Consider the following 14,651-nt stretch of genomic DNA (forward strand, 5'->3'; position numbering starts at 1 on the left):
ATCAGGAGACACGAATGAAGAAGATTGAAGCGATCATCAAGCCGTTCAAGCTGGACGAGGTGCGTGAAGGACTGTCCGAAGTGGGGATCACAGGTCTTACGGTGACCGAGGTGAAGGGTTTTGGCCGCCAGAAGGGACACACGGAGCTGTACCGTGGCGCCGAGTACGTCGTGGACTTCCTGCCCAAGATCAAGGTAGAGGTCGTACTCGGTGACGACATGGTCGAGCAGGCCGTCGAGGCAATCGTCAAGGCAGCGCACACCGGAAAAATCGGTGATGGCAAGATCTTCGTGATGCCCGTTGAACAGGTGGTGCGCATCCGCACCGGAGAGGTCAACGAAGCCGCGATCTGAACGCTGCGTCGTTTGTTTCAGTCGCGGGCTGCGTTCTGCGCCCGCATCAGAACCAGGAGCGCTCCGGCGCCGCCGTCGTGTGGCCCGGCCTGGCAAAATGCCAGTATTTCCTCGCGCTGTGCCAGCCAGCCTCGCGAGAGCTGCTTGAGGATGGATACGCGTCCTGGGGAACCCAGCCCCTTGCCATGAATCACGCGGATGCAGCGGTGACCCTGCTGCCGGCTTGTGGTGAGAAAGTGGCCGAGGGCTTCGCGAGCTTCGTCGCGGGTGAGACCGTGCAGGTCGATTTGTCCTTGCAGGACCCAGCGGCCGCGCCTCAGATCGCTCAGGACCCGACGCGGAAGCCCGGTACGCAGGAAGGCCGCTTCATCGCCCATGTCGAGCCGATCTTCGAAGCTGAGTGGCGCGTTCAGGGATTCGGTCAGCGCAGCGCGCTCGTCGGCCTCGCGCTTGATTGGTGAGGGCGCGGGCGAGGGGCGTTCGAGTACCACGCGATTGCGCGTATCGATCGGCTTCGCGCCGCTCATCGCGTAGCGGAAAAGTGCGTTGGGGTCGTTGGCGTCGACGTCGGATGGAAGCGCGGCTGGACCTTCCGCTACAGCACCGTATGCGGTTTTTTCCTGCGCGTGGAGGGATCGATCCCGATGGCGTGCGGGCGTATCCAGCACGACACGCCCGGTGTCTTTGAGCGGCGTCACGTCCTCGTAGGCTGCGCGGAGCGCATCGGAGACGGCGCGGCGTACCATCGGCTCATCTTCCGCTTGCGGCAGAGTGCTGAAGCGGGGAATCGGCTCGGGGCGGGGGCGTTCAAGCTCGAGCCGTCCTCCATGGGCAAGCGGACGTGTGTTCGCATTCGCCTTGAGGAACAGGGCGACGTCCTCTGCTTCGACGACGGTGTCCCCCTTGGTTGCCCGATCCGCCTCCGGCAGCTTTGCGGCATTGCCCCCACCCCGAGAAGGGGCTCGGGGCGCTGCGGACGTCGGCACGCTTGTTTTCCCAAGGCGCGCCAGGGCTTCGAAAGGGCTCGCCGTGCGCGCCGTGCCGCCGCCGGCCGCTCCGGCACGGGCTCGGGCATGCCGGGCCGAGGCGGTGCGAGAACGGCGGGGCATTGGCGCGCGTCCTCAGGCGCCAAGGGCGTCCAGATAGCGCTCCGCGTCGAGCGCCGCCATGCAGCCCGTGCCAGCGGACGTCACCGCCTGGCGATAGACATGGTCCTGCACATCGCCGGCGGCGAAGATGCCGGGAATGCTGGTCTGGGTGGCATTCCCGTTCCGCCCGCCGTACGTGACGATGTAGCCGCCCTCCATCTCGAGCTGACCTTCGAAGATGTCGGTATTGGGCTTGTGACCGATGGCGATGAACACGCCCTGCAGCGAAAGGTCGCGTGTTTCGCCGTTGTTGACGTTGCGGATCCGCATCCCGGTGACGCCCGACTTGTCGCCAAGCACCTCATCGAGCGTGGCGTCGAGTTCGAGCACGATCTTGCCGGCCTCGACCTTCTCCATCATCTTGTCGATCATGATCTTCTCGGCGCGGAATTTGTTGCGACGATGCACGAGCGTGACCTTGCTCGCAATGTTCGCAAGGTAAAGGGCTTCCTCGACCGCCGTGTTGCCGCCGCCGATCACGGCCACTTCCTGATTGCGGTAGAAGAACCCGTCGCAGGTAGCGCAGGCCGACACGCCGCGCCCGGAGAAGGCCTCCTCCGAGGGCAGCCCCAGATACTTCGCGGTGGCGCCGGTCGCAATGATGAGCGCGTCGCAGGTGTATTCGCCGCTGTCGCCGATGAGACGAAAGGGCTTTTCCTGCAGCTTCGCGGTGTGGATGTGATCGAAGATCATCTCGGTATTGAAGCGCTCGGCATGCCGCTGGAACCGCGCCATCAGGTCGGGGCCCAGCACACCGTCGGCATCGGCTGGCCAGTTGTCCACTTCGGTCGTCGTCATCAACTGACCGCCCTGGGCGAGGCCGGTAATGAGCACGGGGTTCAGGTTCGCGCGTGCTGCATAGACTGCGGCGGTATAACCGGCGGGGCCAGAGCCCAGGATGATCAGGCGGGCATGCTTGGTGGTCATGACTTGAATTTCCGGCAAATCGGGAAGGATCCGCATTATATGCGAGCGGGCAAAGGGGCCGGGCGCATCAAGGTCATAGGCGGGGGCAATCGAGCGGGAGTTTTCGTCCCGGCGCCGATTGACGACGTGGCGTTCATCGCTCCGGCGAATATTCGTTTAAACTTGTGACAAGCTTCACGGAATTTCAGAGTGGTCCGTGTCATCCGGAGACAGCATGAGTCAATCAACGGTCGTTTCTCCCATTGCCCTCAAGACTTTTCCCCTTTTCCACGGGTTGTCGGAGGAGGTGCTCGCCACGGTGGCACGCGCCGCAATGATGCGTCGGATTCCACGCGGGCAGACCGTCGTCAACGCGGGTGATCGGCCAGACTACGTCTATTTCGTTCTTACCGGCAGCTTGAAGGTCGTCGTGAGTGACGAGGACGGCCGCGAAGTCATTCTTTCGATTCTCGGGCAGGGCGAACTGTTCGGCGAGATGGGCATCTTTGACGAGCAGCCCCGTTCGGCCTCGGTCATCGCGGTGGTCGCCTCGGATCTGGTGATGATTCCCAAGCATGACTTCCGCCAGATCATGCACGACAACTTCGACATTGCATGGCGCATCATGTGCAATCTCGTCGAGCGCCTGCGCGACGCCGATCGCAAGATCGAGAGCCTGGCGCTGATGGACGTCTATGGTCGTGTCGCGCGCCTGCTCATCGAGATGTCGGAGGACATCGACGGCAAGACGGTCGTGGTGCGCAAAATCTCGAAGCAGGACATCGCGAAGATGATCGGTGCATCCCGGGAAATGGTCAGCCGGGTGATGAAGGATCTCGGACAGCAGGGCCTGATCGAGGAAACGCCACAGGGCATCATCTTGCGGGACCGCCTCAGCGAGGTCTGACCCGGGCGCTGCGGCTGCGGCGCACATTGCGCCATGCTGCGCTCGGGCGACGGCAGTCGGCAGACGCCTCGAGACTGCGGGAGCGGGGGATCGCTTATAATCCGGCCTCGAAGTTTCTTTCAGGCCTTTTGCCGCCCCTCCATGCAGTCTCGCTCGTCGCATCGCTCCCAGCCCCTTCCCGAAAAGATTTCCTTGTTGTTGCAGGAGGCGCGCTGGCTGATCCTGGGCGTCATGTCGCTTTACGTCGGGCTGGTGCTGCTCGGCTACAACAGGAGCGATCCTGGCTGGTCGCACGCCTCGGCGACGGCGCGCGTCACGAATCCGGGGGGGCGTTTCGGCGCCTGGCTGGCGGATCTGTTGCTTTACCTTTTCGGTCTTTCCGCATGGTGGTGGGTCGTCTTTCTGGCATACGGCCTGATGTGGGGATTCCGGCGGCTGAAGAACCGCCTGACGCTGGATCGGCGTTCGTTCTTCTTCGTCATGCTCGGCTTCCTCGTCGTCCTGCTGGCCAGCAGTGCGCTCGAATCGCTGCGCTTCCATAGCCATGGGGGCGCCGTGCCGCTTGCGCCGGGCGGCCTCATCGGCATGGAGCTGGGCCACTCGATCCAGCGCTATTTCGGCTTCACGGGTGGCACGCTGCTGCTGCTGGCTGCGCTCGCGTCCGGCCTGTCCCTGTTCACCGGTGTCTCCTGGCTCACTTTCGTCGAACGCGTGGGTCTCGCGCTCGAGCAGGCGGTGGTGGCGGCGCAGCAGGGCTGGTTGCGCTGGCAGGATCGCCGGGTCGGCAAGCAGGTTGCCCAGAAACGCGAGGAGGTCGTGGAGACACGCAGGCGCAAGACGGAAAAGACCGCGCCGGCGCCGCTGCGGATCGAGCCGCCGGTGGTGTCAGTGCAAAAGTCCGAGCGTGTCGAAAAGGAACGCCAGCAACCGCTCTTCATCGACGAGTCGGTGGGCGCAATTCCGCCCATCGCCCTGCTCGATCCGGCTTCGACAGATGTCGAGCCGCCGTCGGCCGAATCGCTTGAGTTCACCTCGCGCCTGATCGAGACCAAGCTTGCCGACTTCGGCGTCGAAGTGAAGGTGATCGCAGCCTATCCCGGCCCGGTGATCACGCGCTACGAGATCGAGCCCGCCGTGGGCGTGAAAGGCAGCCAGGTAGTCAATCTGGGCAAGGATCTCGCGCGCGCACTGTCGCTGGTGTCGGTGCGCGTGGTGGAGACGGTGCCCGGCAAGTCGTGCATGGCGCTGGAGTTGCCCAACCCCAAGCGACAGACCGTCCGCCTGTCGGAAATCATCGGCTCCAAGGCCTATCACGACATGAACTCGCCGCTCACCGTCGTCCTTGGCAAGGACATCGGTGGCCAGCCTGTCGTGGCCGACCTGGCCAAGATGCCGCACCTGCTGGTCGCCGGCACCACGGGTTCGGGCAAGTCGGTCGGCATCAACGCGATGATCCTGTCGCTCCTCTACAAGAGCGAGCCGGAGCGCGTGCGCCTCATCATGGTCGACCCGAAGATGCTCGAGCTGTCGATCTATGAAGGCATTCCCCATCTGCTGGCGCCCGTCGTCACCGACATGAAGCACGCGGCCAATGCGCTGAACTGGTGCGTGGCCGAGATGGACAAACGCTACAAGCTGATGGCGGCGGTCGGCGTGCGCAACCTGGCCGGCTTCAACAAGGCGGTGCTGGAAGCGCGCAGGGCCGAGACGCCACTCACCAATCCCTTCTCGATCACGCCGGAGAGTCCGGAACCGCTCGACCCGCTGCCCTATATCGTCGTCGTCGTCGACGAACTCGCCGACATGATGATGGTCGTGGGCAAGAAGGTCGAGGAGCTGATCGCGAGGCTTGCGCAGAAAGCGCGTGCGGCCGGCATCCATCTGATCCTTGCCACGCAGCGTCCGTCGGTGGATGTGATCACCGGCCTGATCAAGGCCAACGTGCCGACCCGGATCGCCTTCCAGGTGTCGTCGAAGATCGATTCACGCACCATCCTTGACCAGATGGGGGCGGAAGCCCTGCTCGGCATGGGCGACATGCTCTACCTGGCGCCAGGGACCGGTCTGCCCATCCGGGTGCACGGCGCTTTCGTTGCCGACGACGAGGTGCATAAGGTCGTTGAACATCTGAAGCGCGTCGGTCCGCCCGATTATGTGGAGGGCATTCTCGCGGCGGCCGAGGACGATCTCGATGCTGCGCTCGGCGCAGGCGGCGGGGAAGGGGGCGACGGCGAGGCCGACCCGCTCTATGACCAGGCGGTCGAGGTTGTCGTCAAGACGCGGCGCCCGTCGATCTCTCTCGTACAAAGGCATTTGCGGATTGGTTACAACCGCGCGGCACGGCTCATTGAACAAATGGAGCGTGCCGGGCTCGTATCTCCGATGGGCAGCAACGGAAACCGTGAAGTGATCGTGCCTGCGAAGGAGACTGAATGAGAGCAATTTGCTGGAACCCGACAGGGATGGCCGCGCGACGTCTGGCGCTGGGAATGGCGTTGTTCATCGCTGGCGGTATGGCGTCGGCCGCTGATGCGGTGGTGCAGTTGCGGCAGTTCGTTGCGGCAACGCGCAGCGCGGAAGGAGAGTTCGAGCAGGTCGTGGCTGCCAAGTCGGGGCGCAAGCCGCAACAGTCCGTCGGCCACTTTGCCTTCTCCCGGCCGGGCAAGTTTCGCTGGGAGTACGAGAAGCCCTATCCGCAATTGCTCGTCGGTGACGGCCAGCGCATGTGGACCTGGGACCGCGACCTCAACCAGGTCACGGTCCGCCATATCGGCGATGCGCTCGGCGCCACGCCGGCGGCGATCCTGTTCGGCAGCGGTTCGCTGGACGAGAACTTCGTTCTGAGCGATGTGGGCAGCAGCGGAGGGCTAGACTGGGTCGAGGCGCGGCCGAAGCGTGCCGAGGGGGCTTTCGAATCCCTGCGTATCGGCCTGGCGAGCGGGGAGCTCAAGCGCATGGAGATGAAGGACAATTTCGGCCAGACGACGCAGCTCAACTTCACCCGGCTGCACCCGAATCCACCGCTGGACGCAGCGCGTTTTCGCTTTATCGCTCCTGCCGGCGCCGACGTGATCGGCGACATGGTGGATTCCGTTCCTGCGGTGCGGTGAGCCTGCGCGAATGAGCGATCTGTTCGAGGATCTCGAGCCGCCGCGGGTCCCGCTTGCCGAGCGCATGCGCCCGCGCAGCCTCGACGAGGTGGCCGGACAGGCGCACCTGCTGGGGCCCGGCAAACCCTTGCGGCTCGCGTTCACTGCGCGCAAGCCGCATTCGATGATCCTGTGGGGGCCGCCCGGCGTGGGCAAGACGACGCTCGCACGGCTCATGGCGCAGGGTTTCGACGCCGAGTTCGTCGCGCTGTCGGCGGTGTTTTCCGGCGTCAAGGAGATCCGCGAATCCATTCAGCAGGCGCAGGCGGCGAAGGCGCGCGGGCGCCACACCATCTTGTTCGTCGATGAGGTGCATCGCTTCAACAAGGCGCAGCAGGATGCCTTCCTGCCCTACGTCGAACAGGGGCTGGTGACCTTCATCGGTGCCACGACCGAAAACCCGTCCTTCGAGGTGAATTCGGCGCTGCTATCGCGTGCCGCCGTTTATGTGCTCGAGCCCCTGGACGCACAGGCGCTGGGAGAACTGTTCAATCGTGCATGCGCGCTGGCCTGCCCCGAACTGGTTTTCGAGGATGACGCGCGCGACCGTCTCGTCGGTTTCGCCGACGGCGACGCACGCCGCCTGATGAACCTGATCGAACAGGTTCAGACCGCGGCCGAGACGGCCAGCGTGAATCCGGTGACGCCGTCTTTCGTGGACGACGCCCTGTCGCGCAACCTGCGCCGTTTCGACAAGGGTGGGGAAGCGTTTTACGATCAGATCTCCGCGTTGCACAAGTCGGTGCGGGGATCCCATCCTGACGCCGCGCTCTACTGGCTGTGCCGAATGCTCGATGGCGGGGTCGATCCGCATTATCTCGGGCGGCGGCTGGTGCGCATGGCGGTCGAGGATGTCGGTCTGGCCGATCCGCGGGCGCTCGAAATCACGTTGAACGCATGCGCGAGCTACGAGCGCCTGGGCTCGCCCGAGGGCGAACTCGCGCTTGCCCAGGCGGCGGTGTTCCTCGCTTGCGCGGCGAAATCGAATGCGGTGTACAGGGCCTACAATGCCGCGCGGGCCTTCGTGAAGCAGGATGCGTCCCGTCCCGTCCCGCTGCATCTTCGCAACGCGCCGACTCGCCTCATGAAGGATCTCGGTTACGCAAAGGCGTACCGTTACGCGCACGACGAGCCGGATGCCTATGCGGCAGGTGAACGCTACCTCCCTGAAGGAATGGAAGAACCCGGCTGGTATGAGCCTGTGCCGCGCGGGCTCGAGATCCGCATTGCGGAAAAGCTGGCGCGCCTGCGCGCCCTGGATCGGGCGGCCGGCGCGGCTGTGATGCGGGAAGCAGGTGAGCGAATGTCGATCAGTGACGAAGTGGATGATCGGCCATGAACCTGGCACACAGCGACCGCGCGCGCTCCGCTTTCGCGTGATCGCCTTCCTCGTCAGCGCGTTCAATCAGGTCCAGCATGTAGTTGGTAACGAGCAGCACACCCTCTGGCGTCTGCACCAGTCCGCACACAACCTGCGCGGCGGCAGCGTCGGGAATTCCTTCATGTTCGGCAACGAGCGCAACTTCGTCTTCGGTGAGATCGCAATAATCGAGACAATCACGAATCGACAGCATGTGTACCCCTCCAGATGTCATTTCAGCCGTCTTGCGCGGCATTGTTTCGAATCTCCTTTAAGAATATGCGCAGAAATGGAAATGGCAAGCCAAATTTGCCCATGCCTTCGGCGCAAGGCATTGATTTTGATAATCAAAGATGTTGCACTGCGCAGTGTCTCGTACACCGTCGATAGTCATGTTTCAACAGAGGCTTGACGCCTTTTCTACAGCCTTTTGATGAACTTCAGCGGCTAAACTGCTGAATCGGATACTTTTCAGGATCTTCTCATGCTCGATGTCCAACTCCTTCGCAGTCAGATAGAAACTGTCGCCGCACGGCTCGCAAGCCGGGGCCTGACCCTCGACACCTCGACCTTCGCCGCGCTGGAAGACGGGCGCAAGTCGCTTCAGACCCGCACTCAGGAACTGCAGGCGAAGCGCAATGCGCTGTCCAAGCAGATCGGCATGCTCAAGGGCAAGGGCGAGGACGCTTCCGCCGTGCTGGCCGACGTTGCACGGCTGGGCGACGAGTTGAAGGCCTGCGAGCAGGCGCTGCCCGGCCTGCTGGAGAAGATGGAAGCCTTCCTGCTCGGTCTGCCCAACCTGCCGCACGAAAGCGTCCCGGTGGGCGAGGACGAAAGCGGCAATGTGGAAGTGCGGCGTTGGGGCAGCCCTGGGAGCTTCGACTTCGAGGTGCGCGATCACGTCGAGATCGGTGCCGGCCTTGGGCTGGATTTCGATACCGGTGCGCGGCTGTCCGGGTCCCGCTTCACCTTCATGCGCGGCAAGGTGGCACGCCTGCATCGTGCCCTCGCGCAGTTCATGCTTGACCTGCAGACCGGCGAGCATGGCTACACGGAGTGCTACACACCCTACATCGTCAACCGCGACATCCTCGTCGGCACGGGGCAGCTTCCCAAGTTCCGCGATGACATGTTCTGGGTGCTGCGTGGGGGGGACGAGCAGGCTGGCGAGCAGTACCTGATCTCGACATCGGAGATTTCACTGACCAACAGCGTGCGCGACCAGGTGCTTCCGCTCGACGCGCTTCCGGTCAAGCTGACGGCGCACAGCCCATGCTTCCGCTCCGAGGCCGGCAGCGCAGGGCGCGACACGCGCGGCATGATCCGCCAGCATCAGTTCGACAAGGTCGAGATGGTGCAGATCGTCCATCCCGAAAAGAGCTACGAGGCGCTCGAGGAGATGGTGGGGCACGCCGAGACGGTGCTGCAGAGGCTTGGGCTGCCGTACCGGGTGGTTGCGTTGTGCACCGGCGACATGGGCTTCTCGGCGGCAAAAACCTACGACCTCGAGGTCTGGCTGCCGGCGCAGAACACGTATCGCGAGATCTCGAGCTGCTCCAACTGCGAGGCCTTCCAGGCGCGCCGCATGCAGGCCCGCTTCAAGAACGTCAACGGCAAGAACGAGCTGGTCCATACGCTGAACGGCTCCGGCCTCGCCGTCGGCCGCACGCTGGTTGCGGTGCTCGAGAACTACCAGCAGGCCGACGGCTCGGTGGTGATTCCCAAGGCTCTGGTGCCCTACATGGGCGGCATCGAAGTGCTGGAGCCGGCGCTCTGAGCCTCACGGCGATCGCCCGGCCTGCAATCCTGCACTTAGCCGCGCTCCGGCGGCCGGGAGGCAAGCCAGCCTGCCTCCCAGGTCGCGAGTGTCGGGTAATGACGGCTCGCATTGCCTGACAGCTCGGCGTCCAGTTCCGCCAGCAGGCGCTGCTGGTGGCTGTTGAACGCCTCGGGCATGACCGGCTGCAGTTCCACGATGAGTGCGCCGGCTGCCTGCCCGCGTCCGGCGGGAAAACCGGCCCCTTCGATGCGCAGTTCGCGCGGCTCCGCGGTTCCGGCGCGGACCTTCAGCGTCAGCGGCCCGGCGGGCAGCGGCACTTCGATGTCGCCGCCTGCCAGCATGCGCAGCGCACTGACCGGGCGCGACAGTCTCAGATCGCGGCCTTCGAGACGGTACAGGGCGTGTTCGGCAAGGCGGACGCGCAAGCGGAGATCGCCGCTACGTCCGTCGGGCAGGGAGGGTGGTGCGCCGGCGCCGGCGACGCGCAATTCGTCACCGCTGATCAAACCGGGCGGAATCTTCACCGCAAGCGTGCGCCACGTCTGGACGTTTCCGCTGCCCTCGCAGATCGTGCAGGTGCGCTGAGTCAGGTATCCACGGCCGCCGCAGGTTTCGCAACGGTGCAAGCCGCCGGCAACGCGGATGCGGCCGGAGCCGTGACAATGCTTGCAGAGCTGCGTGTGGGCGAGTTTCTCCGTGCCACTGCCCTCACAGGTCGGGCAGGTGGATTGCTGCGGTACGCGCACGGATTTCTCGCAGCCCAGCCAGGCTTCCTCGATGCTGAGGATCAGGTCCTGATGACGATCGGCGCCCCTGGAGGCCGCCGGCTTTTCCGACGCGGTTGACGCTGTCGGTGCGGCTTCCTCAGCCGTTGCCCCAATCTCTGCGTGTGCCAGAAGGCGCTCATAGGCGGCGCGCAAGGACTTGAAGTGTTCGAGTGCGGCAGGGTCCGGATTGCGGTCCGGGTGCCATTGCATGGCCAGTCGCCGGAATGCGCGCTTGACGTCTTTCGCGGAGACACCGGGTTTGAGACCGAGCAGGGTGTAGGCGTCTTTCATTGCAGGAAGGTGCAGCCCCGGGAGCGCGATGCCGCAAACCGTACCACGGCTGCCAGTGGCGCGACGCGCGGCTGTCCGATCGGGCGCCGAAAAAGCAAAAAGCCCAGTCGCAAGGACTGGGCTTCAAGCCGTTTTGTGTGGCGCGCCCGGAAGGATTCGAACCTCCTACCCCCTGGTTCGTAGCCAGGTACTCTATCCAGATGAGCTACGGGCGCTCCGATGCAGCAAAACTCGAGATTCTTCGCAAAGAATCAAGAAAACTGGCGCGCCCGGAAGGATTCGAACCTCCTACCCCCTGGTTCGTAGCCAGGTACTCTATCCAGATGAGCTACGGGCGCATTGTGGTGCAACGAAGAGGCCGCATTATAGCGGAAAAAATACCCTCTTCAATACCCTTTTTGAGCCGACGGCGCCGGAGGCAGCCTGCCGAAACTGCGGGCTTTGGCAATCTGGCCTGGCCGTCGTGCTTCAAGGGCGCGAATTCTACACGTCGAGAACGGGATTGCAAGGCCAGTGGTTGTGACTGATGCGGGTGCGGCGCGTCCAATCGGGGATCAGTTGGCAAGCGTTGATGCCGCGCACGAAATGTCGCGGCATGAGGTCTGGATTGTCACGCGCGGGGCTCGTCTTCGACGAGCTGCCGATGGATGCGGATGGCGGTTACCCGCGGGCGAACCGACTGCCCGCGCGCCTGCACGTTGGCGCGGGTGAAGGCGGCGCCGAACAGCAGGATCAGGGACGAGTAGTTCACCCACATCAGCAGCAACACCAGCGAGGCGGCGGCGCCGTAGGTGGACGCCGTGGCGGTGGTCGACAGGTAGAGCGCGATGAGGCTGCGGCCCAAACCGAAGAGCAGGGCGGTCACTAGCGCGCCCAACCACACGTCCCGCCAGGAGAGGATCACGTCGGGCAGTACGCGGAAGATCGTCGCGAACAGCAGACTGACCACGCCCACGGACACCACCGCATCGACGCCCAGCAGCAGCGCCGGCGGCACCGGCAACCAGGCCTGGGCGAAGACGACCAGCGCCCGCACGACGACGCTCAGCAAAAGCGACACAAGCAGGACGAAGCCGATCGCCAGGACGACGGTGAGGGACAGCAGGCGGGTCTTCACGTACAGGAAGAGGCTGCTTCGGGTCGGCCGTGGTGTCACGCCCCAGATCGCGTTGAGGGCGGTCTGCATCTGCGCGAAGACTGTCGTGGCGCCGAACAGCATCGCGGCGAGGCCGGCCAACGAGGGCAGGATGCCGCTGCGTTCGATGCGGCTCGCCGCCACCGCGGTCTGCACCGCCTGGGCTGCTTCAGTGCCGATGGCGGCCTGCAGTTGCTGGGCGATCTGACCCCGCGCCGCTTCCTCGCCAAGGGCCAGGCCGACGATCGTCACCGCAACGATGACGACCGGCGCAACCGAAAACAGCGTGAAGAAGGCGAGGGCAGCCGCGTGCATGAAGGACTGCGCCTCCAGCCAGATGTGCAGGGTTTTCTGCAGCACGGAGAGCCAGTGTTCAGCGAACTTGCGCATCGGCTTGCATCCTGTTTCGATCGGAGGGGTGCTGCGGGCGGAAAGAAGCGAGCAATCGCAGCGAGGGATGTTCTACCATTCGTCCTTCAGATTCAGCCAGTGTGCCGTTCCGATGTCTCGAGTTTCAAGCCGACTGCTCCTCTCTCTGTGGGTCGGGCTTAGCCTGGCGGGCTGCGCGTCGTCGCGTCCGCCGCCCGTCTATATGACCGAAACCTTCCAGGCAGAGTCGCCCTTCATGACCTGGATCGCGCGTGACCCTGCGGGTGCCTGCGAACTGGCCAAGCGTGCGCTGCTGAGCCAGGGTTACCAGCTCGACGACGCGAATCCGACGCGCATCCACGGCGAGAAGTTTTTCCAGCCCAGGTCGGATCGTGGGGTGACGCTGGGCATCACGCTCGTCTGCCTGCCCAGCAGCCTGGGGTCGGCGGTGTACGCGAACGCGCTGGAGAAACGCTTCGAGCTGAAGTCGGCGGCCAGCAGCACTGCGGTGAATGTCGCCGGGATCGGCGGGATTTCGCTGCCCTGGACGTCGGACAAGGAAGCGCTGGTCAAGGTCGGCGAGGAGACGATCGCCGATGCCGAGTTTTACAAGCGCCTCTTCGCGCTGATCGAGGGCCTCGCCAGCGGCACCACGCCCCCGCTGGTGAATAACGCTATGGACAACTGAGCGCCATATCCCCCCGCTGCAACGCTCAGGTCGGATCGATGCGATACACCCGCGCCTCGAAGGGACGCAGTACGCACTGCATGACCACAGGGTGGGCCGGCACCTCTTGGTTGGCGAGTGCCAGCGCGTCGTGGCGCAAGGGCAGATGGCGGTGGCGATAACGTGCCTCGCGGGACGTCAGATTGCACATGATCAGGAAACCCCGGTCGCCCAGTGTGCGGGTATACGCGTAGATCTGCCGATTGCGCTCGAGAAGCAGGTCGTAGCGGCCATGGATCAATGCCGGCTCGGCCGCGCGCAGCGCGATCAACCTGCGGTAGAAATGCAGCACGGAGCGATCCGCCTTGCGCTGGGCGGCTACGTTCACCGCGCGGTATTCCGGATTGATGCGCAGCCACGGCTCAGCCGAGCTGAAACCGGCGTTCGCGCTGTCGTCCCAGGGCATGGGGGTGCGTGAATTGTCGCGCGCGGCCAGCGCAAGCTCGGCGAGGATGTCGCTGTCGTCGCGTCCTTCGGCCCGCATCTGCGCAATGCGGTTGCGTGCGAACACGTCGTCGAATTCGGCCAGGCTGTGGAATACGGTGTTGGCCATGCCGAGTTCCTGGCCCTGGTAGATGAAGGGCGTGCCCTCCATCAGAAAATACATCGTCGCCAGCGCGGTGGCGCTCTCGTAACGGAAACGTTGTGGATCGCCCCAGCGCGACACCACCCGCGGTAGGTCATGGTTCTCGAGGTAGAGCGCGTTCCAGCCCCGCTCATGCAGCGTGCGCTGCCAGCGGCCAAAGATGCGCTTGAGGGCGACCACATCGAGCCCGGCATGCGGATCGCGCGACCACAGTGTCCAGTGTTCGAACTGCAGGATCATGCTCAGGCGCCGGTGTTCGCCGCCGACCCATTCGACCGCCTGCGCCGGCGACACGCCGTTCGCCTCGCCCACCGTCATGATGTCGTAGCGCTGGAAGGTCTCGCGCGACAGCTCATCGACGAAGTCCAGCACGCCGGGCTGGTTCATGTGCATGTCGTACGAGGGTACGTAGCGCAGGCGATGCGGATTGGGCAGGTCGGGCAGGCCGGGCGCTTTCTTCAGGTGGCTGATGGCGTCGATGCGAAAGCCGTCGATGCCCTTGTCCAGCCACCAGCGCACCATGTCGTACATCGCCTGGCGCAGCGACGGGTTTTCCCAGTTCAGGTCGGGCTGCCGCTCCGAGAACAGGTGCAGGAAGTATTGACCGGTGGCCGGATCCAGCTTCCAGGCCGAGCCCTCGAAGATGCTCGCCCAGTTGTTCGGCTCGCGCCCGTTGCGGCCGTCGCGCCAGACATACCAGTCCCGCTTCGGGTTGTCGCGCGAGGAGCGCGATTCGATGAACCAGGGGTGTTCATCGCTGGTGTGGTTGAGCACCAGGTCCAGGATGACGCGCATGCCGCGGCGATGCGCCTCGGCGAGCAGGCGGTCGAAGTCGGCCATGGTGCCGAACTCGGCCATGATGCCCTGGTAGTCGCTGATGTCGTAGCCGTTGTCGTCGTTGGGTGAGCGGAAAATGGGGCACAGCCAGATCACATCGACGCCGAGCCACGACAGATAGTCGAGGCGAGCGGTGACACCATCGAGGTCGCCAATGCCGTCGCCATTGGAATCCATGAAGCTGCGCGGGTAGATCTGGTAGACCACCGCCTCGTGCCACCAAGGTCGTTCCACGCCGCGCCCCCGTTATTCGATTGCAGACCGCTTCGATTGTAGTTCGTCGTGAACGATGCCTGGCATTTCGCACATGGCACAAGCGCATAATCTCCGTGGCGC

General features: G+C 64.3%; 13 protein-coding genes and 2 tRNA genes. 7 read left to right on the forward strand and 8 right to left on the reverse strand.

Going from position 1 to position 14,651, the window contains the following annotated elements; translation table 11 throughout:
* Window positions 1-14 precede the first annotated feature (14 nt).
* Window positions 15-353 (forward strand): P-II family nitrogen regulator, encoded by a 339-nt coding sequence (locus GH664_RS10705; protein WP_153168054.1) that lies wholly within the window; start codon window positions 15-17, stop codon window positions 351-353.
* A 17-nt stretch (window positions 354-370) separates the two neighbouring features.
* Here the strand turns inward: GH664_RS10705 and GH664_RS10710 are convergent, their stop codons facing one another.
* Window positions 371-1,462 carry a Smr/MutS family protein gene (locus tag GH664_RS10710; RefSeq protein WP_153168055.1) on the reverse strand — a complete coding sequence of 364 codons (1,092 nt, stop codon included), beginning with the start codon at window positions 1,460-1,462 and terminating at the stop codon, window positions 371-373.
* Between the two features lie 12 nt (window positions 1,463-1,474).
* Complete coding sequence (gene trxB, locus GH664_RS10715) at window positions 1,475-2,428, reverse strand: thioredoxin-disulfide reductase (protein WP_153168056.1); 954 nt, start codon at window positions 2,426-2,428, stop codon at window positions 1,475-1,477.
* Window positions 2,429-2,642: 214 nt separating this feature from the next.
* On the opposite strand from trxB, the gene GH664_RS10720 reads away from it, so the two are divergent.
* From GH664_RS10720 to GH664_RS10735, 4 genes are all read left to right on the forward strand, one after another.
* Window positions 2,643-3,314 (forward strand): Crp/Fnr family transcriptional regulator, encoded by a 672-nt coding sequence (locus tag GH664_RS10720; protein WP_153168057.1) that lies wholly within the window; start codon window positions 2,643-2,645, stop codon window positions 3,312-3,314.
* A gap of 141 nt (window positions 3,315-3,455) precedes the next feature.
* A complete protein-coding gene (locus tag GH664_RS10725; protein WP_153168058.1) occupies window positions 3,456-5,750 on the forward strand; it encodes a DNA translocase FtsK in 2,295 nt (764 codons plus the stop codon).
* Window positions 5,751-5,803: 53 nt separating this feature from the next.
* Entirely contained in the window at window positions 5,804-6,424 is a 621-nt protein-coding gene (lolA, locus tag GH664_RS10730; RefSeq protein WP_153168089.1) for an outer membrane lipoprotein chaperone LolA, read from the forward strand.
* A 10-nt stretch (window positions 6,425-6,434) separates the two neighbouring features.
* Window positions 6,435-7,802: a replication-associated recombination protein A gene (locus GH664_RS10735; protein WP_153168059.1), complete on the forward strand. Its 1,368-nt coding sequence runs from the start codon at window positions 6,435-6,437 to the stop codon at window positions 7,800-7,802.
* Here the strand turns inward: GH664_RS10735 and GH664_RS10740 are convergent.
* Entirely contained in the window at window positions 7,774-8,037 is a 264-nt protein-coding gene (locus GH664_RS10740) for a hypothetical protein (protein ID WP_153168090.1), read from the reverse strand. The genes GH664_RS10735 and GH664_RS10740 overlap by 29 nt on opposite strands.
* Before the next feature lie 270 nt (window positions 8,038-8,307).
* On the opposite strand from GH664_RS10740, the gene serS reads away from it, so the two are divergent.
* Window positions 8,308-9,600, forward strand: coding sequence for a serine--tRNA ligase (gene serS / locus GH664_RS10745; RefSeq protein WP_153168060.1), 1,293 nt, complete (start codon window positions 8,308-8,310; stop codon window positions 9,598-9,600).
* Between the two features lie 35 nt (window positions 9,601-9,635).
* Here the strand turns inward: serS and GH664_RS10750 are convergent, their stop codons facing one another.
* From GH664_RS10750 to GH664_RS10765, 4 genes are all read right to left on the reverse strand, one after another.
* A complete protein-coding gene (locus GH664_RS10750; protein ID WP_153168061.1) occupies window positions 9,636-10,661 on the reverse strand; it encodes a DnaJ C-terminal domain-containing protein in 1,026 nt (341 codons plus the stop codon).
* 138 nt (window positions 10,662-10,799) lie between these two features.
* Window positions 10,800-10,876, reverse strand: a tRNA-Arg gene (locus GH664_RS10755).
* 46 nt (window positions 10,877-10,922) lie between these two features.
* Window positions 10,923-10,999 (reverse strand) — tRNA-Arg (locus tag GH664_RS10760).
* A gap of 272 nt (window positions 11,000-11,271) precedes the next feature.
* Window positions 11,272-12,186 carry a YihY/virulence factor BrkB family protein gene (locus tag GH664_RS10765; RefSeq protein WP_153168062.1) on the reverse strand — a complete coding sequence of 305 codons (915 nt, stop codon included), beginning with the start codon at window positions 12,184-12,186 and terminating at the stop codon, window positions 11,272-11,274.
* 202 nt (window positions 12,187-12,388) lie between these two features.
* Here GH664_RS10765 and GH664_RS10770 point away from each other — a divergent pair, with 202 nt between their 5' ends.
* On the forward strand, window positions 12,389-12,853 hold the full coding sequence (locus GH664_RS10770) for a DUF2242 domain-containing protein (protein WP_228111467.1): 465 nt from the start codon (window positions 12,389-12,391) through the stop codon (window positions 12,851-12,853).
* 25 nt (window positions 12,854-12,878) lie between these two features.
* On the opposite strand, the gene GH664_RS10775 is transcribed toward GH664_RS10770, so the two are convergent.
* Complete coding sequence (locus tag GH664_RS10775) at window positions 12,879-14,549, reverse strand: alpha-glucosidase (RefSeq protein ID WP_153168064.1); 1,671 nt, start codon at window positions 14,547-14,549, stop codon at window positions 12,879-12,881.
* Window positions 14,550-14,651: the final 102 nt, after the last annotated feature.

It is taken from the genome of Thauera sp. 2A1 (assembly GCF_009469595.2).
In the GTDB taxonomy this organism is placed as follows: domain Bacteria; phylum Pseudomonadota; class Gammaproteobacteria; order Burkholderiales; family Rhodocyclaceae; genus Thauera.

What these genes read in the sequence shown, in the direction of transcription:
- GH664_RS10740 (WP_153168090.1), bottom strand. Translation starts at nt 8,037, where the DNA reads ATGCTGTCGATTCGTGATTGTCTCGATTATTGCGATCTCACCGAAGAC.
- GH664_RS10770 (WP_228111467.1), top strand. Translation starts at nt 12,389, where the DNA reads ATGACCGAAACCTTCCAGGCAGAGTCGCCCTTCATGACCTGGATCGCG.
- trxB (WP_153168056.1), bottom strand. Translation starts at nt 2,428, where the DNA reads ATGACCACCAAGCATGCCCGCCTGATCATCCTGGGCTCTGGCCCCGCC.
- GH664_RS10705 (WP_153168054.1), top strand. Translation starts at nt 15, where the DNA reads ATGAAGAAGATTGAAGCGATCATCAAGCCGTTCAAGCTGGACGAGGTG.
- serS (WP_153168060.1), top strand. Translation starts at nt 8,308, where the DNA reads ATGCTCGATGTCCAACTCCTTCGCAGTCAGATAGAAACTGTCGCCGCA.
- GH664_RS10735 (WP_153168059.1), top strand. Translation starts at nt 6,435, where the DNA reads ATGAGCGATCTGTTCGAGGATCTCGAGCCGCCGCGGGTCCCGCTTGCC.
- lolA (WP_153168089.1), top strand. Translation starts at nt 5,804, where the DNA reads ATGGCGTTGTTCATCGCTGGCGGTATGGCGTCGGCCGCTGATGCGGTG.
- GH664_RS10765 (WP_153168062.1), bottom strand. Translation starts at nt 12,186, where the DNA reads ATGCGCAAGTTCGCTGAACACTGGCTCTCCGTGCTGCAGAAAACCCTG.
- GH664_RS10750 (WP_153168061.1), bottom strand. Translation starts at nt 10,661, where the DNA reads ATGAAAGACGCCTACACCCTGCTCGGTCTCAAACCCGGTGTCTCCGCG.
- GH664_RS10725 (WP_153168058.1), top strand. Translation starts at nt 3,456, where the DNA reads ATGCAGTCTCGCTCGTCGCATCGCTCCCAGCCCCTTCCCGAAAAGATT.
- GH664_RS10720 (WP_153168057.1), top strand. Translation starts at nt 2,643, where the DNA reads ATGAGTCAATCAACGGTCGTTTCTCCCATTGCCCTCAAGACTTTTCCC.
- GH664_RS10710 (WP_153168055.1), bottom strand. Translation starts at nt 1,462, where the DNA reads ATGCCCCGCCGTTCTCGCACCGCCTCGGCCCGGCATGCCCGAGCCCGT.